Genomic DNA, 21,649 nt, shown 5'->3' with positions numbered 1-21,649 from the left:
GAGCCGGGATGACCGTCGACATCGAAGCCGCCAACCGGGAACTGGCCGTGGCCCGGCAGGAGGAGAAGCCGTGCCCGCCGCTGCGCGGCCGCCTGCTGCCGGAGGGCGACATCGAAGCGGCCTACCAGGTGCAGCAGGTCTACACCCGGCAGCGGCTCGGCAAGGGCCACCGCCGGGTCGGCGCGAAGATCGGCCTGACCTCCCGCGCCGTGCAGGAGAACTTCGGCGTCTTCCAGCCCGACTTCGGGGTGCTCTTCGACGACATGGCGGTCGGCGACGGCGTCGAGGTGCCGATGAGCCGGCTGCTCCAGCCCCGGGTGGAGGCGGAGATCGCCTTCGTGCTCGGCGCCGATCTGCCCGACGAGCGGGTCACCACCGTCGACCTGATCCGGGCCGTCGACCATGTGCTGCCGGCCATCGAGATTGTCGACTCGCGGATCGCGGGCTGGGACATCTCCATCGTGGACACGGTGGCGGACAACGCCTCCAGCGGGCTGTTCGTGCTCGGCACCGCGCCGCGCCGGCTGGCCGACGTGGACCTGCGGCTCTGCGGGATGGTGCTGGAGCACGCCGGCGAGCCGGTCTCGGTCGGCGCCGGGGCGGCCTGCCTCGGCAACCCGCTGCACGCCCTGGAGTGGCTGGCGGGCACCATGGCCCGCGCCGGCGACCCGCTGAAGGCCGGGGACGTGGTGCTCTCCGGGGCGCTCGGCCCCATGGTGGCCGTGACGCCCGGCGCGGCGTACGAGGCGCGGATCTCCGGGCTCGGCTCGGTGCGGACCTGTTTCTCCAAGGAGGCCTCATGACGGTCGGCGTGGCGGTGCTCGGGCCGGGCAACATCGGCACCGACCTGATGATCAAGGTGCTGCGGCTGAGCGACAGCCTGCGGATGGTGGCGATGGCCGGCATCGACCCGGAGTCCGACGGTCTCGCCCGGGCCCGCCGGCTCGGCGTGGCGACCACCGCGGAGGGCGTGGACGGCCTGGTCGCCATGCCCGAGTTCGCCGACGTCGAGCTGGTCTTCGACGCCACCTCGGCCGGCGCGCACCGGCGCCACGACGCGGTGCTGCGGGCGCACGGGCGGACCGTGGTCGACCTGACGCCGGCCGCGATCGGCCCGTACGTGGTGCCGCCGGTCAACCTCGACGAGCACCTGCGCGAGGCCAACGTGAACATGGTGACGTGCGGCGGGCAGGCCACCGTGCCGATCGTCCACGCGGTGGGCCGGGTCACTTCGGTCGCGTACGGGGAGATCGTCGCCTCGATCGCCTCGAAGTCGGCCGGGCCGGGCACCCGGGCCAACATCGACGAGTTCACCGAGACCACGGCCCGGGCCATCGAGGTGGTCGGCGGCGCCGAGCGCGGCAAGGCCATCATCGTGCTGAACCCGGCCGACCCGCCGCTGCTCATGCGGGACACCGTCTACTGCCTCTGCCCGGACGCCGACGCCGACCGCGCCGCGATCGCCGCCTCGGTGGCCGACATGGTGAAGACCGTGCAGGAGTACGTCCCGGGCTACCGGCTCAAGCAGGACGTGCAGTTCGACCGGGTGGACACGTACGCGCCCGTGCTGGGCCGGCACTTCACCGGGCTCCAGGTCTCGGTCTTCCTGGAGGTCTCCGGCGCCGGGCACTACCTGCCCGCGTACGCCGGGAACCTGGACATCATGACCTCGGCCGCGCTGCGCACCGCCGAGCGGCTGGTCGCCCTGCGTGCGAAGGGGATCCCGGCATGACCGACCTCTACATCCAGGACGTGACGCTGCGCGACGGCATGCACGCCATCGCGCACCGGTACACGGTGGACCAGGTGCGGACGATCGCGGCCGCGCTCGACGCGGCCGGGGTGGCCGCCATCGAGGTGGCGCACGGCGACGGCCTGGCCGGCTCCAGCGTCAACTACGGTCACGGCGCGGCCGGTGACGCCGAGTGGATCTCCGCCGCCGCCGAGGTGCTGACCGGCGCGCGGCTCACCACCCTGCTGCTGCCCGGCATCGGCACCATCGCCGACCTGAAGGCGGCCAAGGCGCTGGGCGTGACCAGCGTCCGGATCGCGACCCACTGCACCGAGGCGGACATCTCCGCGCAGCACATCTCGTGGGCGCGGGAGAACGGCATGGACGTCTCCGGGTTCCTCATGATGTCGCACATGAACGACCCGGCCGGGCTGGCCGCCCAGGCCAGGCTCATGGAGTCGTACGGGGCGCACTGCGTCTACGTCACCGACTCCGGCGGGCGGCTGCTCATGTCCGACGTGGCCGAGCGGGTCGACGCCTACCGGCAGGTGCTCGACCCGGAGACGCAGATCGGCATCCACGCCCACCACAACCTGTCCCTCGGGGTGGCCAACAGCGTGCTGGCGGTCGAGCACGGCCGGATCGCGGGCCCCGGGCCGGCCGGCGCGGGCGCCCCGCACGGCCGGACCGTCCGGGTGGACGCGTCGCTGGCCGGCATGGGCGCGGGCGCCGGCAACGCCCCGCTGGAGGTCTTCGTCGCGGTCGCCGAACTGCACGGCTGGAAGCACGGCTGCGACGTGTTCGCGCTGATGGACGCGGCCGACGACCTGGTGCGCCCGCTCCAGGACCGGCCGGTGCAGGTCGACCGGGAGACGCTCTCCCTCGGCTACGCGGGCGTCTACTCCAGCTTCCTCCGCCACGCGGAGCGCGCCTCGGCGAAGTACGGGGTGGACGTCCGCTCGATCCTTGTCGAGCTGGGCCGGCGCCGCATGGTCGGCGGCCAGGAGGACATGATCGTGGACGTGGCACTCGACCTGGCGAGCAAGGAGAACTCATGATCGGGCCGGACATCGCGGGGATCGCCGAGAAGCTGGGCGCGGCCGCCGATTCGGCCACCGCGATCCCGCAACTCGCCGCCGAGACCGGCCTCGACGTGGACGCCGCGTACGCCGTGCAGGCCGCGCTGCTGAAGCGCCGCCTGGACCGGGGTGAGCGGCTGGTCGGGCTGAAGATGGGCCTGACCAGCAAGGCGAAGATGGCCCAGGTCGGCGTGGACGAGGTGATCTGGGGCCGGCTCACCGACGCGATGCGGGTGCCCGACGGCGGCACGGTCGACGTGGCCGGGTTCATCCACCCCCGGGTCGAGCCGGAGGTGGCCTTCCTGCTGGACCGGCTGCCCGACCCGGGCGAGCCGGTCGGCTCCTTCACGCGGGCCGTGCGCGCGGTCGCCCCGGCGATCGAGCTGATCGACTCCCGGTACGCCGACTTCACCTTCTCCCTGCCGGACGTCGTCGCGGACAACACCTCGGCCGCCGCGTTCGTGGTCGGGCCCTGGTCGCCGGTGCCCGACGGGCTGGACAACCTCGGCGTGCTGCTGGAGATCGACGGCCGGGTGGCCCAGGTCGGCTCGACCGCGGCGATCCTCGGCGACCCGCGGCGCGCGCTGGACGAGGGCATCCGCCTGGCCGGCCGGCACGGCGTCCGGCTCCGCAAGGGCTGGGTCTTCCTGGCCGGTGCGGCCACCGCCGCCGTGCCGCTGCGCCCGGGCGCGCACGTGCGCGCCGTCGTGGAGAAGCTCGGCACGGCGTCGATGAAGGCGTCGGCGTGAGCGCGAGGAGTGAGCCGGGTTTGCGAGCCCCGCAGTCGCGAACAGAGAAGGCTCAGACCGCCCGGGTGGTGGAGGGGAAGGCCGTGCCGCGCGGCGCCTTCCCGCACGTCAAGGTCGCCGGCGGGTTCGTCTTCGTCTCGGGCACCTCGTCGCGCCGGCCGGACAACACCTTCGCCGGGGTCGCGGTGGACGAGTTCGGCACCACCGACCTCGACATCCGGGCCCAGACCCGGGCCGTGATCGAGAACATCCGGGACCTGCTCCGCTCGGCCGGCGCCGACCTGGCCGACCTCGTGCAGGTCACCAGCTACCTGGTCAACATGAACGACTTCGGTGGCTACAACGAGGTGTGGGCGGAGTTCTTCGACGCCACCGGACCGACCCGGACCACGGTGGCCGTGCACCAGCTTCCGCACCCGCACCTGCTGATCGAGATGCAGGCCGTGGCCCTACTTCCGTCGGGAGGTCCGTCATGAGTGAGATCGCCGAGCCGTTCAGCTTCTCCGGCTGGATCGGGGAGAACCAGCACCTGCTCAAGCCGCCGGTGGGCAACAAGGAGATGCTGCCGGGCAGCGACGACTTCATCGTCATGGTGGTCGGCGGCCCGAACCAGCGGACCGACTTCCACGTCGACCCGTACGAGGAGTTCTTCTACCAGGTCAAGGGCAACATGCACATCAACCTGATGCTGCCCGAGGGCCCACGTACGGTGCACGTGCGCGAGGGTCAGATGTGGATGCTGCCGCGCAACACCCCGCACTCGCCGCAGCGCCCCGAGGCCGGCTCGATCGGCATGGTGATCGAGCGGGTCCGCGAGGAGGGCACGCTGGAGAAGTTCCAGTGGTACTGCCCCGAGTGCAGCCACAAGGTGCACGAGGTGGAACTCCAGGTGCGCGACATCGCCGCCGACCTGCCGCCGGTCTTCGCGGCGTTCTACGCCGACGAGAAGGCCCGCACCTGCACCAACTGCGGCGCGCTGCACCCGGGCAAGGGCTGATGCCCGGACCGGTCGTCGACGTGCACACCCACGTCGTACCCAAGGGGTGGCCGGACCTCGCCGCGGCCTGCGGCGGGTCCGGCTGGCCCTGGCTCCGGGTGGACTCCGAGCGGGCCGCCATGATCATGGTGGGGGAGACGGAGTTCCGGCCGGTCGGCGCGGAGTGCTGGGACCCGGAGACCCGGCTCGCCGACATGGCCGCCGACGGCGTTGACGTGCAGGTCGTCTCGCCCACTCCGGTCTTCTTCAGCTACGACCGCCCGGCCGACCAGGCCGTCAAGGTGGCCCGGATCTTCAACGACCTGACGCTGGCCGTCACCGCGGGAGGCGGGGACCGGCTGGTACCGTTCTGCCAGGTGCCGTTGCAGGACCCGGACGCCGCCTGCGCCGAACTCGACCGCTGCCTGGCCGCCGGGCACGCCGGGGTCGAGATCGGCAACCACGTCGGCGACCGCGACCTCGACGACGCCGGCATCGTGCAGTTCCTGACCCACTGCGCCGAGGTGGGCGCGCCGGTCTTCGTGCACCCGTGGGACATGCCGGGCGGGCCCCGGCTGGACCGCTGGATGGCCCGCTGGCTGACCGGGATGCCGGCCGAGACGCACCTGTCGGTGCTGGCGCTGATCCTCGGCGGGGTCTTCGACCGGGTGCCGGAGACGCTGCGGATCTGCTTCGCGCACGGCGGCGGCAGCTTCCCGTTCTGGCTGGGCCGGGCCGACAACGCCTGGCACCGTCGCGGCGACCTGGTCCGCGGCGCGTCCAGCGCCCCGCCGAGCGCCTACGTCGACCGGTTCAGCGTCGACTCGGTCGTCTTCGAGCCGGCCGCGCTGCGGCTGCTGGTCGACACCATGGGCGAGGACCGGGTGCTGGTCGGCAGCGACTACCCGTACCCGCTGGGCGAGCGACCGGTCGGCCAGGTGGTCCGCAAGGCCGACTTTCTCACCGCCGAGCAGCGCGACAAGCTCCTGTCCCGCAACGCCCTGCGCTTCCTGCGCGGCTGACCGCGCCCGCGGGCGCGCGGCGGGTGATGGGTGCGAGTACCGCCGTGACCAGGCAGGATGGGGGCATGGCCGAGCCGCACGACCTGACGGCGCTGGAGCAGGCCGCCGCGATCCGCCGGGGTGAGCTGTCCAGCGTGGAGCTTGTCGAGCACCACCTGCGCCGGGTGGACGCGCTCGCCGACACCCTCGGCGCGTTCGTCACCGTCACGCCGGAACGTGCCCGGGCGGCGGCGGCCGCCGCCGACGCGGTACCGGCGGACCGGCGCGGCCCCCTGCACGGGGTGCCCACCGCCATCAAGGACCTCACGCTCACGGCCGGGGTCCGCACCACCTTCGGCTCGGCGGCCTTCGCCGACTTCGTGCCACCGGTCGACGCCGACGTGGTCCGGTTCATGGCGGACGCCGGGCTGGTGAGCCTCGGCAAGACCACCACCTCCGAGCTGGGTTGCTCGCTCTACTCCGAGGGCCTCGTGGCGCCCCCGGCCCGCAACCCGTGGGGCCTCGCGTACACGGCGGGCGGCTCCAGCGGCGGTGCGGCGGCCGCCGTGGCCGGCGGGCTCGTGCCGGTGGCGCAGGGCTCCGACGGAGGCGGCTCGCTGCGTATCCCGGCGGCGCTGTGCGGCCTCGTCGGCTACAAACCCAGCCGGGGCCTGGTCTCCGGCGGCCCGCTCGGCTTCGGGGCGTTCGGGCTGCCCATCAGCGGCCCGCTCGGCCGCACCGTGACCGACGTGGCCGCGCTGCTCGACGTCCTGGCGCAACCGGTGCCCGGCGAGCCCTACCTGGCGCCCGCCGCGCCCACCGGCGGCTACCTGGGCGCCGCCCGCGACGCCGACCCGGGCCGGCTGCGGATCGGCCGGTTCACCGCACCGATGCTCGCCGACGAGCCGGTGCACCCGGCCTGCGTGGCCGCCGTCGATCACGCCGCCGCGCTGCTCACCGAGGCCGGCCACGAGGTGGTCGACGTCCCCGCGCCGCTCGGCCCCGAGGCGTGGCCCCTCTTCGAGACCGTCTGGTACGTGCTGGCGCTCGCCCCCGTGCCGTCCGAACGGGAGAGCGACCTGCTGCCGCTGACCCGGTTCCTCCGGGCCCGGGGCGCGGCCGTCGGGGCCGGCCCGCTCATGGCCGCGCTCGGCGAACTCCAGGCCCAGGTACGCCGGGGCGTGCGCCGTACCGCCGGCTGCGACCTGCTGCTCTGCCCGACCCTGGCCGCACCGCAGGCGTCGGTGGGGGCGTTCGCCAGCCTCGACCCGGCCGAGGATTTCGACCGCCAGCGGCGTTTTTCGCCGTACTGCGCCATCTTCAACGTCACCGGCGACCCGTCCGTTTCGCTGCCGGTCGGCCGCACCGACGACGGGATGCCCGTCGGGGTGCTGCTCACCGGCCGGTACGGCGACGACGCGACATTGATAGCCACTGCCGCGCAACTGGAGCACGGCTGTGGCGGATGGGATCAGCACCCCGCAATCTGGCGGGCCGTCGACTCCGCTAACGTGAACAGCACAAGCGGAGTCGGGCGCACGTCGTCATGACCGTCCACCCGACCCGGAACATTCCTGGTCTCTCTTTCCGCCTGGGGGCGTTGGGATTGTCTGTTACCGAGACGTTGCTGGTCTTCGTCGGCATCCCGGCGGCCGCCGTGCTGGTGATCGCCGGACTGGCGGCCGCCGGCAGTCGCGGCGGCGGCGGTGGCGGCGCGAAGCGCTACCGGCCGGGCCGGCCCTTCGACTTCACTCCGGTCTGGTTCCTGGGCCGTCCGGAGCAGCTGGCCGACTCGGCCGGCACCGCACTGGCCGCCGGGGCGCAGGCGCCGGCGCTGACCAGCCGCAAGCAGGAGCAGGCCGGCCGGGAGGCGCCGGCCGGTGGAACCGGAGGCGCAAGTGACCGTTGGTGAGATGCAGGCCGCGACGGGGACCGGTAACCCGCCGGAGGTTCTGGACGGGCCGTTCTCGACCCGTCAGCTGCTCCGCATCGACGAGGCGCTCCGTCTGGCCGACCAGGGCACCGGCCTGGTGTTCTCGGTCTACGTGGGCGGCCTCGACGAGCCGATCCGGGAGCACGCCCAGCGGCTGCACCGCCAGCTCGCCGAGCCGGACAAGTCGGTGCTGATCGCCGTGTCGCCCAACCAGCGGCAGCTGGAGATCGTCACCGGGCGCTACGCGCGCAAGCGCATCCCGGACACGTACGCCAAGCTGGCCGCGCTCTCCATGGTGGCCTCGTTCGGCGGCGGCGACCTGGCCGGCGGCATCATCCAGGGTCTCGACCAGCTCGCCAGCCACGCCGGCAAGGGCTGAGCCCACTACGAACGACGAAAGCCCGGCCCGCGCGACGCGGGCCGGGCTTCTTCGTCTCATCGGCTCAGCGGGGCCAGGTGGACGGATCGACAACGGCCGGGGCCGGCGCGGGTTCCCACCCACGCCGGCCCCGGCCGCGTACTCCTCGATCAGGCGGTCTGGGCGTCCCGGGCGCGGGCCTTGAGGGCCCGGGCCACGCCGTCGCGGCCCTCGGCGACCAGCCGGCGCAGCGGCGCCGGGTGACCCTCCTGGGCCAGCCACGCGTCGGTGGCGGCCACCGTGTCGTCCTCCACCAGGTACGCCGGGTACGCGAGCTGGACGAACTCCTGCGCCGGCTCGCTGTCCCGCTGTGCCCACACCTGCGCCGCCGCGGCGAAGTACTTCTCCCGGTAGGGCGCGGTGAGCTCCACCTGCGCCGGGTGGGTGAAGCCCTGCAGCAGCGCCCGGTTGCGCCAGTTCGGCAGCGCTTCCGGGCCGGTGAGCTGCGCCCACACCGCCGCCTTGTTCTCGGCGGTCGGCACCAGCGCGTGCGCGTACGCGGCCTCCCGCTCGCCGCTGGCGGTGCGGTCGCGGGCCAGCTCGGCCTCCACCTCGGCGGCCCCGGCCGCGCCGTTGGCCACCAGCGACTGAAGGACGGTCCAGCGCAGCTCGGTGTCCACGGTCAGCCCGGCCGGCACCTCGGCGCCGTCCAGCCAGCCGCGCAGCGTGGCCAGGTCCTCGCCGGAGCGGGCCGCGGAGGCGTACGCGCGGGCCCAGGCGAGCTGGAAGCCGCTCCCCGGCTCGGCCGCGGCGAGCGCCGTGCGGGCGGCCCGGGCCAGGTCGGCCCAGCCGGTCGGCGCCCAGGCCGGGTCGGCGTAGAACGTGAGCGTGGTGGTCGCCTGGCGCAGGGTGGCGGTGACCAGGTTGATGTCGGTCTCCGCCGGCAGCCCGGCCAGCACCAGCGCCACGTAGTCCCGGGCCGACAGCTCGGCGTCGCGGGTCATGTCCCAGGCGGCGGTCCAGCACAGCGCCCGCGCCAGCGACGAGTCGAAGCCGGCGATGTGCTGCACCACGGCCGCCATCGACCGCTCGTCCAGCCGCAGCTTGGTGTAGGTCAGGTCGTCGTCGTTGAGCAGCAGCACGTCGGCGGCCGGCTTGCCGTGCAGCACGGACAGCTCGGTCAGCTCGCCGGTCACGTCGGCCTCGATCCGCTCCCGGCGGACCAGCCGGCCGTCGGTCAGGTCGTAGAGGCCCACGCCGATCCGGTGGGTACGCAGGGTCGGGTGCCCGGACGGCGCCTCCTGCCGCACCAGCACCTGCTCGTACGCGCCGTCGGCGCCGATGACGACCTCGGGGCGGAGCGTGTTGACCTGCGCGGTCTCCAGCCACTGGGCGGCGAACTTGCGCAGCTCCCGGCCGGACGCCGTCTCCAGCTCGGAGAGCAGGTCGTCGAAGGTGGCGTTGCCCCAGGCGTGCTTGCCGAAGTAGGCCCGCAGGCCGGCCAGGAACGGCTCCTCGCCCACGTACGCGACGAGCTGCTTGAGCACGCTCGCGCCCTTGGCGTAGGTGATGCCGTCGAAGTTGACCTCGACCGCCTCCAGGTCCGGCATCTCGCAGTAGACCGGGTGGGTGGAGGAGAGCTGGTCCTGCCGGTAGCCCCAGTTCTTCCGGATGGACAGGAAGGTCGTCCACGCGTCGGAGAAGCGGGTGGCGTGGGTGTTGCACCAGTGGCTGGCCCACTCGGCGAACGACTCGTTCAGCCACAGGTCGTTCCACCAGCGCATGGTGACCAGGTCACCGAACCACATGTGCGCCAGCTCGTGCAGGATCGTGTTGGCCCGCTGCTCGTACTCGAAGTCGGTGACCTGCGAGCGGAAGATGTAGTGCGACTCGGCGTGCGTGACGCAGCCGAAGTTCTCCATCGCACCCGCGTTGAAGTCCGGCACCCAGAGCTGGTCGTACTTGGGCAGCGGGTAGCGCACCTGGAACTTCTCGTGGAAGAAGTCGAAGCCCTGCTTGGTGATGAGGAACAGGTCGTCCGCGTCCATGTACTGCGCCATCGAGGCCCGGCAGTAGACGCCCAGGTCGATGCCGTCGTGGCTGTCGCGCACCTCGTGGTACGGCCCGGCGCACAGCGCGGTGATGTAGGTGCTCATCCGCGCCGACTCGGCGAAGTGGACGGTCTTGAGCGCCTCGCCTGCGGGCTCCTCGCGCTCGACCGGCATGTTGGACACCACGCGCCAGTGCTCCGGGACGGTGGCGTGCCAGGTGTAGACGCTCTTCAGGTCGGGCTGGTCGAAGCAGGCGAAGACCTTCTGCGCGTCGGCCGTCTCGAACTGGCTGTAGAGGTAGGTCTCGCCGTCCACCGGGTCGACCGTGCGGTGCAGGCCCTGCCCGCTGTTGGAGTAGCCGAAGTCGGCGTCGACCACGAGGACGTTCTCAGCGGCCAGGCCGGTGAGGGTGAGTCCCTTCTCCGCCGACCAGCCGGACAGGTCGACCGGCGCGCCGTTCAGCGTGGCCGAGCGCACCGACTCGGCGGCCGTCTCGATGAAGGTGCTCGCTCCCGGCTCGGCGCAGCGGAACCGGACCTCGGTCACCGACCGGAAGGTACGGCCGTCGGCCTGCACCGCGGTCGACAGGTCAAGCTTGATGTCGTACCCGGTGACGTCGAGCAGGCGTGCCCGCTCGGTGGCCTCGACCTGGGTCAGGTTGCGCACTCCCGGCACTGTTCGTCTCCATCCCACTCGTCTCGCCGCGCCCCGCGGCCGGCCTCCCCGGCCCGCTCGTGACGGCCGGTCCGAAACCGAGTCTTCCATGCACGGACACCCTTCGGTGGGCGAGGTCACGCTCTCATTCCGGTACCGGTCGATGCCGCGGGGGGTGAGGATCGGAGGGAAGGCGCCGGAGCTCCGGCGTGTGGAGTCGTGAAGGGATGACACCGTGACCGAACGTGTCGCCGTGGACATGTGGTTCGACCCGCTGTGCCCGTGGGCGTGGATCACCTCCCGTTGGCTGCTGGAGGTCGAGCAGGTCCGGGACGTGGACATCCGGTTCCACGTGATGAGCCTCTCCGTGCTCAACGCGGGCCGGGACCTGCCCGAGCAGTACCAGGATCTGATGAAGAAGGGCTGGGGCCCGGTGCGGGTCTGCATCGCCGTCGAGCAGGCGCACGGCGGGGAGACGCTGGCGAAGCTCTACACCGCGATGGGCACCCGGATCCACCTCGGCAAGGAGGAGCTGGGCCGGGACATGCTCGTCGGCGCGCTCACCGAGGTCGGCCTCGACCCGGCGCTCGCCGACGCCGCCGAGTCGACCGAGTACGACGACGCGCTGCGGGCCAGCCACGAGGCGGGCATGCGACCGGTCGGCACCGACGTGGGCACCCCGGTGATCCACGCCCCGGGCCCGGACGGCGGGCAGGTCGCCTTCTTCGGCCCGGTGATCACCCCGGCGCCGAAGGGCGAGGCGGCCGGCCGGCTCTGGGACGGCGTGCTGCTGGTGGCCGGCACGCCCGGCTTCTACGAGCTGAAGCGCACCCGGGAACAGGGCCCGATCTTCGACTGAGCCGCGCCCCACGAGCCCCGCGCCGCCCCGTCACCGGGCCGGTGCGGGGCTCGTTTCACCGGGTGTCCCAGCCGGCGGCCCGTCCGGGGCCGCAGCCCGGCAGCTCCTGGAGGCGTTCCCATGGCTAAGCACCGCCGCCCGTCCGACGTGGCGCCGGAGACGGTGACCGAGGACCCCGGTCCGACGTACTGGTCGGTGGCCGAGGGCGACTGGCCGGCGGTCCCGGCCGAGATGGCCGGCCTGCTGGCCCCGCCGATCGTGGTCGGCGTCGCCCGGGTGGTGGCCACCTCCCGGATGACCCCGCCCGCCGACGCGGGTGCGCCGGCGCGCACCCCGGGCGTGGTCCGCACCGGTGCCGCGGCCGGCCGACCGGCCCCGGCCGGGACGACGACGGTCCGGCTCGCCACCTCCGGCGGGTCCCGCCCGGCCGTCCCGGCACCGGGTGGCTCTCCGGCCCCCGGCCGGCACCGCACCGGCTGACCCTTTCATCTGGTGGACGGCGCGCGGGTCCCGCACCGGCGCCCCCGGCGGCGCGGGTAGCGTCAGCGGGCATGACGGTCGTGCATCCGATCGCCCGGGCCTGGATCACCACTGGCGGCACCGGCGCGCAGAACTACGACGAGTTCGCCGACGACGCGGAGATCACCGCCATCGTCGAGGCGAATCCGCACAGCGCCCTGGGCATCGAGATGCCCCACCGGGCGCCGGGCAGCCTCGGGAAGTCCTTCCTCGACGCGCTCCCCGACGCGGTGGCCCGACTCGCCGAGGCCAAGGCCGACGGCAGCTACACGCCGGCCGAGCAGGTCGTGATCCTCTACCGGATCAGCGCGCCGGGCGAGGAGACCGCGTACGGGCTGTTCGCCATGGTCGACACCGACCAGATCTCCACCCGGGCCGACGAGCCCGGCCTGGTGATCCGCAACGAGGACGTGTTCATCGCGAAGGTGCGGGAGCGCGTCGCCCTGGCCGAGGCGCTGGGTCACCTGCTCTCACCCGTACTCCTGCTCCAGACCGGGCGCGGCGACGAGCTGCACGCCGCCCTCGCGGCGGCGACCGAGTCGGCCGGCGCCCCCGCCGCCACCGACGTGGACCAGGCCGGCCGCACGCACGCCATCTGGCTGCTCGGCCCGGGCCCGGCCCAGGACGAGCTGACCGCCCTGGCGGGCGGCGGCGAGCTGGTGGTCGCCGACGGCAACCACCGCAGCCTGGCCGCGCAGACCGGCGGCTTCCCGCGCTTCCTGTCGGTGATCACCACGCCGGCCTCGGTCGCGATCCAGCCCTACAACCGGCTGGTCAGCGAGCTGACCACCACCCCCGACGAGCTGCTCGACCGGCTCCGCGCCGCCGGCGCGGAGATCACCCCGATCACCGGCCCGGCCGGCGTCCCGGCGGCCGGCGGCACCGTGCACCTTCACCTCGCCGGCCAGGGGTACGCGGTGCGCCTGCCGCACGTCGGCGGCGACCGGCTGGAGAACCTCGACCACGCGCTGGTCGAGCGGCTGCTGCTGCGCGACGCGCTCGGGCTCGACCCGGGCGACAAGCGCATCACCTACGTGGGCGGCGACTACCCGGCGAGCTGGCTCACCGGCGAGGTCGACGCGGGCCGGGCCGAGCTGGCCGTCCTCGTCGCCCCGGTGACCGTGGACGACTTCGTGGCGGTGAACCTGGCCCGGGAGAAGATGCCGCGCAAGAGCACCTGGTTCACCCCGAAGGCGCGGGCCGGGCTCGTCGTCGCCGAGCTGCCCCGCTGAGCCGTGTGACGAATCCGCCTCCGTGCCGCCGCCCGCGCGCCGGCACGGGGGCGGGCCTGTCAGACTGCGCGGTATGCGCGTCTACCTGGGATCCGATCACGCCGGTTTCGAGCTGAAGGTGCACCTCGCCAACCACCTGGCCAAGCAGGGGTACGAGGTGGTCGACGTGGGTCCGCACGCCTTCGACCCGGACGACGACTACCCGGCCTTCTGCCTGCACACCGGGCAGCGCGTGGTGGACGACGCGGGCAGCCTCGGTGTGGTCATCGGCGGCTCCGGCAACGGCGAGCAGATCGCCGCCAACAAGGTCGCCGGGATCCGTGCGGCGCTCGCCTGGAACATCGACACCGCCCAGCTGGCTCGCGAGCACAACGACGCCAACATCATCGCGGTCGGCGCCCGTCAGCACACCCTGGACGAGGCCACCGCCCTGGTCGAGGCGTTCCTCGCCACCCCGTTCTCCGGCAACCCGCGGCACGCCCGCCGGATCGCCCAGGTCGCCGACTACGAGCAGAGCCGCCAGCTTCCCGACCTGCCCGCCTGACCCGGCACCACCGGGCGCGGCCGCCGGGTCGCGCCCGTCACCGCCCGGTGCGGGGCAGTTCCTCGCGGGGCACCCAGTTGCGGCGGACGATCACCACCCGGGCCTCGGCCTCGGCCAGGTCCTCGTCGGTGGGCCGGGCGGCGTCCCGCGCCCGCAGCGCGGCGGTCACACTCACCTGTGACGCCCCCGAGCCGACCAGGCCGCGCAGCCCCCGCTCGCCCTCCTCGACGGGCGGGCCAGTGCGCCGGGCCCGGTGCTCGGACGAGTCGTGCTGCCGGGCGCCCCGCGGCGCCCTGTCGTCCGGCGAGTCCTGTCGGGCCCCGCGCGGCGACCGCGTGCCGTCATCCGGCGGGTCGTGCCGGGCTCCGCGCGGCGGACGGGTGCCGTCGTCGTCGTGCACGGCGGCCGTGCTCGCGCTCGCGGCCTCCCGCTCCGGCGTCCCGCCGTCGCCCTGGTGCCGCAGCCGCCGCCGGCGGCGCTCCGGATCCCCCATCACCCGACCGTACCGCCCCGGGGACCCGGCTTCGACCGGAGATCTCGGCGACCTGCCGTTCGAAGCCGGCGGCACATCATCAAGATCCGGGGCGGCCGGTCAGAAGACCTCCATGGGAGCGGGGGCGCGGTGCCAGCCGAGGGCCGCGCTCACCGCCACCGCCGTCCCCGGGACCAGTTCCCGGACCCGACCCGCGGCGACGAGCGCGGCCAGGGCGGCACCGCCCAGGTAGAGCTCACCGAGAGCACGGACGTCGCAGGCCAGCCCGGCCGGCGCCGACGTGGGGGTGCACTCCGCACCGGACGGGTCGCCGACCAGCCGCCACCGGCCGCTGTTCTCCGGCAGCAGGTCGTCGGTGACCTCGACCACCACGTCGACCCCGGTGGCGTACCGGCGGGCGGCCAGCGCGGCCGGCACGTCCACGACGCGGACCCAGAGGGCGTCGGCGAGCCGGGCGCCGAGCTGCCGCGGCTCGTCCACCAGCCGGAACAGCGGCTCGTCCACGGCGGCGATCGGGAAGGACACCCGGCGGGTCAGGTCGATCGAGAGCAGCAGCCGCCACAGCGCCAGGTACGCCTCCGGCCGGGCGGCCACCACCTCGCCCACCTGCACCTCGGCGCGCGGCCCGGTGCCGGCCCAGTCCTCCTTCGTCCGGTAGAGCGCGTATCCGTCCAGGCCCTCCGGCCCCTCGTGCAGCAGCACCCGCCGCTCGGTGGCGCCACCCCGCAGGTCCTTCACGTCGGCGAGCACGTAGTCCCACCAGCGCTCGTCCCGCTGCGACCAGCCGGGGCGGTCGGCGCGCACCCGCTCGTACAGCCGGGCCAGCTCGGCCCGGTGCGTCGTGGGGCGGTCCAGGCGGAGGGTGCCCTCGGCGGGCGTCGGATCCGGCAGCCGCAGCCCGGCGGTGTCGCCGGCCAGGACGAGCCGCTGCGCGGCCAGGCCGTAGCCGAACCGGGGATAGATCCGGCCCTCGCTGGCCCAGAGGACGGCGAGCGGCTCCCGGCCGGCGTCGTGGATCTCACGGAGCTGCCGGCGCATCAGCCCGGTGAGCAGCCCGCGCCGGCGGTGGGTCGGCGCGACCGACACCATGGTCACGTGCGCGGCCGGCACGCTGGCCCCGGGCACGGCCAGCTCGCGGGTGAACGCGCCGGCATGCGCGACGGCGATTCCGCCCTCCCGGACCAGCAGCGCCCGGTCCGGCTCGAAGACCCTGCGCTCGACCTCCCGCAGCTCGGGGTCGACGTCGCCGTGGAAGGCGAGCGTCAGCAGTGCGGAGATCTCGTCGAAGTCCTCGGCCCGGGGCACCAGCGCGTCGGTCATCCGGTGTGTCTAACCCATCACCTTCGCGGTCGGCACCCTATTTGCCGGCTCGCTACCCTCGGAACCGTGGTCGGCGTCGGTCGAGGGGGAGGACACGAGATGGCGGACCAGACACAGCCGTGGGCCGAGCGGACGGTCGAGGTGCCGCCGCAGCCCGGCGTCGTGCCCCCGCAGCGGGACGCGTTCCGGCGCGGGGTGGCCGCGGTCGGCCAGCCGCGTACGCCCCGGACCGAGCAGTTCCCCTCCGTCGATCCCGGCGACTGGACGGGTGAGTCGGCCCCCCGCCGGCCGATGGGCTGGCACGTCGCCCAGCTCCGCAGGGGCGGGGAGTGGAGCGCGGCCGGCGCGCTGTTCGCCTTCGTCTGCTGGGGCATCTGGGCGATCTCCGGCCGGGGTGACCTGGCCGCCCCGCTGCTCACCTTCGTGCTGAGCCTGCTCACCGCGGTCGGCCTGTTCGCGCTGGCCCGCCTGCTCGGCCGGCTGGTCCTGGAGCGGCAGCTCGGGCGCGTACGGCGCAGCGCCCGGGGCGCGCACCTGGTGACCGCACTCTTCCTGGCCGGCGTGGGCGTGGCCTACCTTCAGCAGACCGAGTGGGTGGTCTCCGCCTGGAACTGGGTGACCGGCAACTGACGACCGTGGCCGCGGGCGGGACGGCCCTCCGCCGCCCGCCCGCGTGCCCGGTCGCGGAACGCCGCGACGCCGGTCGTCACTCCACCAGGACGGCGCTCGCATTACCCGGCCGGGGGCGGTTCATCCGTCGCCCGGTCGGCTGAGGGTCACTGCCCCTCGGCGTCGGCCTTCGGGGAGGCGACCCGCGCCGCCGGGTCCTCGACGCCCGGCTCGCCGCCGCCCGGGGCCACCATCCCGTCGTAGTTGTAGACGGTGCCCCCGTCGTGCTGCTTCGTGGTGCGGATGTAGCGGTGGATCATGCCGTCGATCTCGAACTCCAACAGGGCCTGGTCGCCCGCATCCTGGCTGCTGCCGTCCCGGGGACCGCCCACCAGGTGCGCCTTCGTGTTCGTCTCCATGCGCCAGCCGTACCCCTGGCGGACCGGGCGGAAACGGTGACCTCCACCGGCGGCGCCGGGCCGTTCACCGAGCCGGGGCGCGCTTCCGGCGCACCCGACGCGGTGGGCCGTTGCGCCGACCCGGGCCCGGGGCCAGCATGACGGGATGGGCGCGTATCGATCAGCGTACGAGCGGAGCATCGCCGACCCGGCCGGCTTCTGGCGGGAGGCCGCGGCGGACCTCGACTGGCACCGGGCGCCGGAGCGGATCCTCGACGACAGCGGGGCGCCGCTGTACCGGTGGTTCCCCGACGGGGTGCTGAACACCTGCCACAACGCGCTGGACCGGCACGTGGCCGCCGGCCGGGGCGACCAGCCTGCGCTGATCCACGACAGCCCGGTCACCGGCACGGTCCGCACCCTCACCTACGCCGAGCTGCTCGCCGAGACCGCCCGGTTCGCCGGTGCGCTGCGCCGGCTCGGGGTCGGCCGGGGCGACCGGGTGCTGCTCTACCTCGCCATGGTGCCGGAGGCGGTGATCGCCATGCTGGCCTGCGCCCGGATCGGCGCGGTGCACTCGGTGGTCTTCGGCGGCTTCGCCGCCCACGAGCTGGCCGTCCGGATCGACGACGCGCGGCCGGCCGTGGTGGTGGCCACCTCCTGCGGCATCGAGGTGGACCGGGTGGTGCCCTACCACCCGATCCTCGCCGCCGCGCTGGACGAGGCGGCCCACGCCCCGGCGCACTGCGTGATCGTGCAGCGCCCCCAGGAGCCCGCCCCGCTGCTCCCCGGCCGCGACCTGACCTGGGACGAGGTGATGGCCGACGCCGCGCCGGTGGAGTGTGTGCCGGTCGCCGCCACCGACCCGCTCTACATCCTCTACACCTCGGGCACCACCGGCCGGCCCAAGGGCGTGGTCCGGGACAACGGCGGGCACGCCGTGGCCCTGCGCTGGTCGATGCGGAACGTCTACGGCATCGAGCCGGGCGACGTCTTCTGGGCCGCCTCCGACGTGGGCTGGGTGGTCGGCCACTCCTACATCGTGTACGCGCCACTGCTCACCGGCGCGACCACCGTGCTCTACGAGGGCAAGCCGGTCGGCACCCCGGACGCCGGGGCGTTCTGGCGGGTGGTCGCCCAGCACCGGGTGGCCGCCCTGTTCACCGCGCCCACCGCGATCCGGGCGATCCGGCGGCAGGACCCGGCCGGCGCGCTCCTGGCCCGATACGACCTGAGCAGCCTGCGCACCCTCTTCCTGGCCGGCGAGCGGCTGGACCCGGACACCTGGGCGTGGGCGGGGGAGCGGCTCGGTGTACCGGTGGTGGACAACTGGTGGCAGACGGAGACCGGCTGGCCGGTGGCGGCCAACCCGCGCGGCCTGGAGCCGCTGCCGATCAAGCCCGGCTCCCCGTCGGTGCCCGTCCCCGGGTACGACGTCCGGGTGGTCGACGGCGGCGGCCGGGAGGTGCCCGCGGGCACCGACGGCTCGATCGTCATCCGGCTGCCCCTGCCGCCCGGCTGCCTGCCCACCCTGTGGGGCGACGACGAGCGCTACGTCCGCTCCTACCTGGCCGCCTTCCCCGGCTACTACCTGACCGGCGACGGCGGCCGGTTCGACGACGACGGCTACCTCTACGTGATGGGCCGCACCGACGACGTGATCAACGTGGCCGGGCACCGGCTCTCCACCGGGGCGATGGAGGAGGTGCTGGCCGCGCACCCGGCGGTCGCCGAGTGCGCGGTGATCGGCGTGGCCGACCCGCTCAAGGGCCAGGTGCCCAGCGGGTACGTGGTGCTCAAGGCCGGCGCCGGGGCCGACCCGGACGCGCTCGCCGGCGAGCTCGTGGCCCTGGTCCGGCAGCGGATCGGCCCGGTGGCCGCGTTCCGCCGCGTGACGGTGGTGCCGGCGCTGCCGAAGACCCGCTCCGGCAAGATCCTCCGCCGGACCATGCGGGGGCTGGTCGAGGGGCGGGACGAGCCGGTGCCGCCGACCATCGAGGATCCGGCGGCGCTGGCCGTCTTCCGCGACCTGGGCGCTACCCCTTGACGAAGCGGTGGAGCACGAAGTCCTCCTCGGAACCGCAGGCGATGACCTCGGTGTTCCATGAGCAGGAGTCGCCCCGCACGTCCTTCAGCTCGCCGAGCTGCGCCACCTTGCCCGACCCGGCCCCCACCCCGGCCACGCTGCGGTCGTCCACCCCGCTGCCCAGCGGGTCGGCGAACAGCAGGAGGTTGCCGGCGTCGACCCGGACGGCGACCCCTTCCTCGTCGTCGAGCACCCGCGTCCCGTCGGCCGCGAAGAGGGTCGCGGCCGGCTCCGGGTAGATCCGCCGGGCCAGCACCCGCTCCCCGACCGGCACGAGCTGGGTCATTCCCGGCGCGGCCCAGCGCTTGACGCCCTGGCCCTCCCCGGCGGCCACCACCGCGGCGGTCTCGTCGTCGGAGCCGGTCACCTCCAGCAGGCACGCCCGGTGCTCGCCGCACGGTGCCAGCGCCTTGGCCCGGCGGTCGTCCTCCTCGGCCCGGTAGAGCACGCTCGGCTGCGCCTGCTTCCCCAGGTCGTACGCGAGCAGCCGCCCGTCGTCGCCCGCCACGTAGAGCCGGTCCTCGTGGGCGGCCACCAGGTCGTCCGGCTCGGCCACCGCCTTCCAGTCGCGGATCACCTCGCCCGACGCCAGGTCGACGAGGCGGACGGACTCGTCCACGTTCACCTGCACGAGTTGCTCGACCGGGCCCTGCTCCGGGTCGCGGGGCGAACCGTCGCCGTACCCGGGGCCGGACACCGCCTCGTCGGTGGTCACCGGGTGCACGCTGTCGCGCGTGTTGCCGTACTGGTCGGCCAGGTCGGGCAGCGACCACTTCTCGTCGCCGTTGCTCAGCTTGAGCCCGACCAGCCGCTTCCGTTCGTGGTCGGTGAGCGCCACCACGTCCTTGCCCACGAACATCTCGTCGTCCCCGAGCACGGTGTGCCGCCAGCGCGGCCGGCCGGACCCGCCGTCGAGCACCTCCAGCTCGCGCGGGGTGCTGCTGCCCGCGGCGTCCGCGAGGAGCGCCACCGCGCCGGGCAGCGCGACCACCCCGGCCCACTGGTCGGCGGTGGTGACGCTCTCCCTGCGCCACAGCTGCTTGCCAGTGCCCGCCTCGACGGCCACCACGGCCAGCCGCCTGTCCTCGCGCGGATAGGCCAGGTAGGCCCGGTCGCCCGCGACCGCCGTGAACATCTCCACAGGCCGCTCGCCACCCGCCGCGATCCGGGTGCCCTTGCCGAACGCCTCGAAGGCCAGCTCCGGGTGGCGGTCCCGGGTCAGGTAGAGCGCGGCCGCGGTGACCACCCCGGCCAGGGCGACCACCGCGCCCACCGAGATCCACAGCGCCCGCCGCCCCCGGCCACCGCCGCTCGGCGCGGCCGGGGGTCCGCTCTGCGGTGCGCCGGGCCAGCCCGGCCACGCGCCCGGCTGGTGCGGAATCCCGGGAGCCTGCGGGGGTACGCCGGCCGCCGGCGAGCCGTGCTGCGACAACGCCGGTGTGGGCGTACCCGGGGCGGGTGAGTGCGGTGCCACGGCGGTGCCGTTCGGTCCGGCGGCGAACGGCGCGGCCTGCGGTCCGGGGTCGAGCCGCGTGCCGTTCGGTCCGGCGGCGACGGTCGTGCCGTGCGCGGCCGCTGCGGCCGGCCCCGGCGGCCCGGCGGCGACGGTGGTGCCCGGCGAGGCTTGCCCGCCCGCGACGGCGGCCGGACCGGGCGCTCCCGCGGCGGCCGTCGTGCCGTCCGGCTGGCCGGCCGCGGTCAGTGGCACGTCGGGCGCGGTCGGCCGGTCCGTGGTGGGCAGCGGCGGCGTGCCGGCGTCGAGGAGGGTGCCGGCCGGGCCGACGCCCGGGGTCGCCGCGGCCGGAGGCCCGGCGGGAGCCGCGCCGGCCGGGGCCAGCGGCAGCGGCGGGGCGGCCGACCGGTCCCGCCGCAGCGGCAGATCGGTGAGCGCGCCCTCGGCGACCGGCAGCTCGGGCTGCTCCAGCACGGTCGGCGCGATACCCAGCTCGGCGTGGAGCAGCCGCGCCACCAGCGGGATCCGGGACGAGCCGCCCACCAGGAACAATCCGGCGAGCCGTTCCGGGCTCAGCCCGGCCGCGGCGATCACCCGCCGGGTCTCGGCGACGGCCCGCCGCAGCAGCGGGGCGGCCACGCCCTCCAGGTCCGCGCGGGTCAGCGACAGGGCGGCCGGGACACCCGGCACCGCCACCGGCGCGGCCGTGGTGCGGGACAGCATCTCCTTGGCGCCCCGCACGTGCTCGACGAACTGGAGCCGCTCCCGCCACTGCGTGGTGTCGGCCGGCTCGCCCAGCCGCGCCCACTGCGTGGGGTGCGTGGCGGCGATCCGCTCACCGACCAGCGCGAGCAGGGCGGCGTCGAGGTCCAGCCCGCCCAGGTCGTCGAGACCGCCGCAGGAGATCACCGTGAAGCCGGAGTCACCCCAAGGGTCCGCGCCCTCGTTGCGGACCACGGCGACATCCAGCGTGCCGCCGCCGAAGTCGAAGACGGCCACCGACTCACCGACCGGCACCGGGCGGCGCAGCACCTCGGTGTAGTAGCGCGCCGCCGCGACGGGCTCGCGCAGCAACCGGGTGCCGGGCGGGATGGGACCGGAGAGGGTGTGCTCGGCCGCCGACGGCCAGCCGGCCAGGGCAAGCGCCTCGGCGAGCACCTGCCGCCGGTCTGCGTCCCAGGTGGCCGGGCAGGTGACCACGGCCGGCGGCAGGAACCCGAGCGCGCCGACCGCGGCCTCGCCGACCGCACGCAGCACCGCGCCGAGCAGTTCGGCCGGGGTGTGCCGGCGGTCGCCGAGCGTCACCTCCGGCTCGTCCACGCGGCGCTTCGGGTTCGGCTCGTAGCGGTCCGGGTCGGCGTGGGCCAGCCGCAGCGCGTCCCGCCCGACGTGCAGGCGTCCCTCGGTGTCGGCGTACACGCCGGACGGCAGGATCGGCTGGCCCTCCACCAGCAACGGGCGGGTACGCCCGTCCGGCCAGCGCAGCACGGCCACGGTGTTCGAGGTGCCGAGGTCCACGCCGAGGGCGAAACCGTCCCGCTGGCCTGACATCCGTCCCTACCTCCACCCGACGAGGGGATGTCCGGCCCCGCATCGTACGCAG

At 74.6% G+C, this 21,649-nt stretch carries 20 protein-coding genes and 1 pseudogene; 16 read left to right on the top strand and 5 right to left on the bottom strand.

Annotated features, from left to right (window positions below):
* The first annotated feature begins 8 nt into the window (after positions 1-8).
* The 10 genes from ABZW14_RS10835 (at position 9) to ABZW14_RS10790 (ending at position 7,849) form a co-directional block, all read left to right on the top strand.
* Entirely contained in the window at positions 9-803 is a 795-nt protein-coding gene (locus ABZW14_RS10835) for a fumarylacetoacetate hydrolase family protein (RefSeq protein ID WP_355343248.1), read from the top strand.
* Complete coding sequence (locus tag ABZW14_RS10830) at positions 800-1,732, top strand: acetaldehyde dehydrogenase (acetylating) (RefSeq protein WP_355343245.1); 933 nt, start codon at positions 800-802, stop codon at positions 1,730-1,732. Before ABZW14_RS10835 ends, ABZW14_RS10830 begins: the two co-directional genes overlap by 4 nt.
* The gene (gene dmpG, locus ABZW14_RS10825; RefSeq protein ID WP_355343242.1) at positions 1,729-2,790 is read left to right on the top strand and encodes a 4-hydroxy-2-oxovalerate aldolase; all 1,062 of its coding nucleotides are present in this window, start codon (positions 1,729-1,731) and stop codon (positions 2,788-2,790) included. Before ABZW14_RS10830 ends, dmpG begins: the two co-directional genes overlap by 4 nt.
* Complete coding sequence (locus ABZW14_RS10820; protein ID WP_355343240.1) at positions 2,787-3,560, top strand: fumarylacetoacetate hydrolase family protein; 774 nt, start codon at positions 2,787-2,789, stop codon at positions 3,558-3,560. The genes dmpG and ABZW14_RS10820 overlap by 4 nt, the downstream gene beginning before the upstream one ends.
* Before the next feature lie 20 nt (positions 3,561-3,580).
* Positions 3,581-4,036 carry a RidA family protein gene (locus tag ABZW14_RS10815; protein ID WP_355343898.1) on the top strand — a complete coding sequence of 152 codons (456 nt, stop codon included), beginning with the start codon at positions 3,581-3,583 and terminating at the stop codon, positions 4,034-4,036.
* Entirely contained in the window at positions 4,033-4,557 is a 525-nt protein-coding gene (locus ABZW14_RS10810; protein WP_355343237.1) for a 3-hydroxyanthranilate 3,4-dioxygenase, read from the top strand. Before ABZW14_RS10815 ends, ABZW14_RS10810 begins: the two co-directional genes overlap by 4 nt.
* Positions 4,557-5,558, top strand: a complete 1,002-nt coding sequence (locus ABZW14_RS10805) for an amidohydrolase family protein (protein ID WP_355343234.1) — start codon at positions 4,557-4,559, stop codon at positions 5,556-5,558. The genes ABZW14_RS10810 and ABZW14_RS10805 overlap by 1 nt, the downstream gene beginning before the upstream one ends.
* 65 nt (positions 5,559-5,623) lie before the next feature.
* Entirely contained in the window at positions 5,624-7,087 is a 1,464-nt protein-coding gene (locus ABZW14_RS10800; RefSeq protein WP_355343231.1) for an amidase, read from the top strand.
* Between the two features lie 74 nt (positions 7,088-7,161).
* Positions 7,162-7,449, top strand: a complete 288-nt coding sequence (locus tag ABZW14_RS10795; RefSeq protein WP_107076375.1) for a hypothetical protein — start codon at positions 7,162-7,164, stop codon at positions 7,447-7,449.
* Positions 7,436-7,849 carry a DUF5130 family protein gene (locus ABZW14_RS10790; protein WP_355343228.1) on the top strand — a complete coding sequence of 138 codons (414 nt, stop codon included), beginning with the start codon at positions 7,436-7,438 and terminating at the stop codon, positions 7,847-7,849. Before ABZW14_RS10795 ends, ABZW14_RS10790 begins: the two co-directional genes overlap by 14 nt.
* A gap of 149 nt (positions 7,850-7,998) precedes the next feature.
* On the opposite strand, the gene pepN is transcribed toward ABZW14_RS10790, so the two are convergent.
* Positions 7,999-10,545 carry an aminopeptidase N gene (pepN, locus tag ABZW14_RS10785; RefSeq protein ID WP_355343225.1) on the bottom strand — a complete coding sequence of 849 codons (2,547 nt, stop codon included), beginning with the start codon at positions 10,543-10,545 and terminating at the stop codon, positions 7,999-8,001.
* A gap of 223 nt (positions 10,546-10,768) precedes the next feature.
* Here pepN and ABZW14_RS10780 point away from each other — a divergent pair, with 223 nt between their 5' ends.
* The 4 genes from ABZW14_RS10780 to ABZW14_RS10765 all read left to right on the top strand — a co-directional run bounded on the left by ABZW14_RS10780 (position 10,769) and on the right by ABZW14_RS10765 (position 13,687).
* Positions 10,769-11,392, top strand: a complete 624-nt coding sequence (locus ABZW14_RS10780) for a disulfide bond formation protein DsbA (RefSeq protein WP_355343222.1) — start codon at positions 10,769-10,771, stop codon at positions 11,390-11,392.
* 120 nt (positions 11,393-11,512) lie between these two features.
* Complete coding sequence (locus tag ABZW14_RS10775) at positions 11,513-11,872, top strand: hypothetical protein (RefSeq protein ID WP_355343219.1); 360 nt, start codon at positions 11,513-11,515, stop codon at positions 11,870-11,872.
* 71 nt (positions 11,873-11,943) lie between these two features.
* A complete protein-coding gene (locus ABZW14_RS10770) occupies positions 11,944-13,143 on the top strand; it encodes a DUF1015 family protein (RefSeq protein ID WP_355343216.1) in 1,200 nt (399 codons plus the stop codon).
* Between the two features lie 73 nt (positions 13,144-13,216).
* A complete protein-coding gene (locus tag ABZW14_RS10765) occupies positions 13,217-13,687 on the top strand; it encodes a ribose-5-phosphate isomerase (RefSeq protein WP_355343213.1) in 471 nt (156 codons plus the stop codon).
* 37 nt (positions 13,688-13,724) lie between these two features.
* Here ABZW14_RS10765 and ABZW14_RS10760 read toward each other — a convergent pair.
* Both ABZW14_RS10760 and ABZW14_RS10755 read right to left on the bottom strand, forming a co-directional pair.
* Positions 13,725-13,913: pseudogene (locus tag ABZW14_RS10760) on the bottom strand (hypothetical protein); the annotation flags it as partial.
* A 366-nt stretch (positions 13,914-14,279) separates the two neighbouring features.
* Entirely contained in the window at positions 14,280-15,500 is a 1,221-nt protein-coding gene (locus tag ABZW14_RS10755) for a GNAT family N-acetyltransferase (protein WP_355343210.1), read from the bottom strand.
* Between the two features lie 99 nt (positions 15,501-15,599).
* On the opposite strand from ABZW14_RS10755, the gene ABZW14_RS10750 reads away from it, so the two are divergent.
* Positions 15,600-16,130: a hypothetical protein gene (locus tag ABZW14_RS10750; RefSeq protein WP_355343207.1), complete on the top strand. Its 531-nt coding sequence runs from the start codon at positions 15,600-15,602 to the stop codon at positions 16,128-16,130.
* A 146-nt stretch (positions 16,131-16,276) separates the two neighbouring features.
* Here ABZW14_RS10750 and ABZW14_RS10745 read toward each other — a convergent pair whose 3' ends face one another.
* The gene (locus ABZW14_RS10745; protein ID WP_355343204.1) at positions 16,277-16,528 is read right to left on the bottom strand and encodes a hypothetical protein; all 252 of its coding nucleotides are present in this window, start codon (positions 16,526-16,528) and stop codon (positions 16,277-16,279) included.
* A gap of 145 nt (positions 16,529-16,673) precedes the next feature.
* Here ABZW14_RS10745 and ABZW14_RS10740 point away from each other — a divergent pair, with 145 nt between their 5' ends.
* Positions 16,674-18,554: a propionyl-CoA synthetase gene (locus ABZW14_RS10740; RefSeq protein ID WP_355343201.1), complete on the top strand. Its 1,881-nt coding sequence runs from the start codon at positions 16,674-16,676 to the stop codon at positions 18,552-18,554.
* Here ABZW14_RS10740 and ABZW14_RS10735 read toward each other — a convergent pair.
* Positions 18,544-21,597 (bottom strand): Hsp70 family protein, encoded by a 3,054-nt coding sequence (locus ABZW14_RS10735; protein ID WP_355343198.1) that lies wholly within the window; start codon positions 21,595-21,597, stop codon positions 18,544-18,546. The two genes, ABZW14_RS10740 and ABZW14_RS10735, sit on opposite strands and share 11 nt — an antisense overlap.
* Positions 21,598-21,649: the final 52 nt, after the last annotated feature.

The organism is Micromonospora sp. NPDC004551 (assembly GCF_040609975.1).
Taxonomy (GTDB): Bacteria; Actinomycetota; Actinomycetes; order Mycobacteriales; family Micromonosporaceae; genus Micromonospora.
This window is presented reverse-complemented; position numbering and strand designations above follow the sequence as displayed.

Excerpts from the sequence above, each read along its gene's own strand:
- ABZW14_RS10835 (WP_355343248.1), top strand. The coding sequence starts at position 9 with ATGACCGTCGACATCGAAGCCGCCAACCGGGAACTGGCCGTGGCCCGG.
- ABZW14_RS10830 (WP_355343245.1), top strand. The coding sequence starts at position 800 with ATGACGGTCGGCGTGGCGGTGCTCGGGCCGGGCAACATCGGCACCGAC.
- dmpG (WP_355343242.1), top strand. The coding sequence starts at position 1,729 with ATGACCGACCTCTACATCCAGGACGTGACGCTGCGCGACGGCATGCAC.
- ABZW14_RS10820 (WP_355343240.1), top strand. The coding sequence starts at position 2,787 with ATGATCGGGCCGGACATCGCGGGGATCGCCGAGAAGCTGGGCGCGGCC.
- ABZW14_RS10810 (WP_355343237.1), top strand. The coding sequence starts at position 4,033 with ATGAGTGAGATCGCCGAGCCGTTCAGCTTCTCCGGCTGGATCGGGGAG.
- ABZW14_RS10805 (WP_355343234.1), top strand. The coding sequence starts at position 4,557 with ATGCCCGGACCGGTCGTCGACGTGCACACCCACGTCGTACCCAAGGGG.
- ABZW14_RS10800 (WP_355343231.1), top strand. The coding sequence starts at position 5,624 with ATGGCCGAGCCGCACGACCTGACGGCGCTGGAGCAGGCCGCCGCGATC.
- ABZW14_RS10775 (WP_355343219.1), top strand. The coding sequence starts at position 11,513 with ATGGCTAAGCACCGCCGCCCGTCCGACGTGGCGCCGGAGACGGTGACC.
- ABZW14_RS10770 (WP_355343216.1), top strand. The coding sequence starts at position 11,944 with ATGACGGTCGTGCATCCGATCGCCCGGGCCTGGATCACCACTGGCGGC.
- ABZW14_RS10765 (WP_355343213.1), top strand. The coding sequence starts at position 13,217 with ATGCGCGTCTACCTGGGATCCGATCACGCCGGTTTCGAGCTGAAGGTG.
- ABZW14_RS10755 (WP_355343210.1), bottom strand. The coding sequence starts at position 15,500 with ATGACCGACGCGCTGGTGCCCCGGGCCGAGGACTTCGACGAGATCTCC.
- ABZW14_RS10750 (WP_355343207.1), top strand. The coding sequence starts at position 15,600 with ATGGCGGACCAGACACAGCCGTGGGCCGAGCGGACGGTCGAGGTGCCG.
- ABZW14_RS10745 (WP_355343204.1), bottom strand. The coding sequence starts at position 16,528 with ATGGAGACGAACACGAAGGCGCACCTGGTGGGCGGTCCCCGGGACGGC.
- ABZW14_RS10740 (WP_355343201.1), top strand. The coding sequence starts at position 16,674 with ATGGGCGCGTATCGATCAGCGTACGAGCGGAGCATCGCCGACCCGGCC.
- ABZW14_RS10735 (WP_355343198.1), bottom strand. The coding sequence starts at position 21,597 with ATGTCAGGCCAGCGGGACGGTTTCGCCCTCGGCGTGGACCTCGGCACC.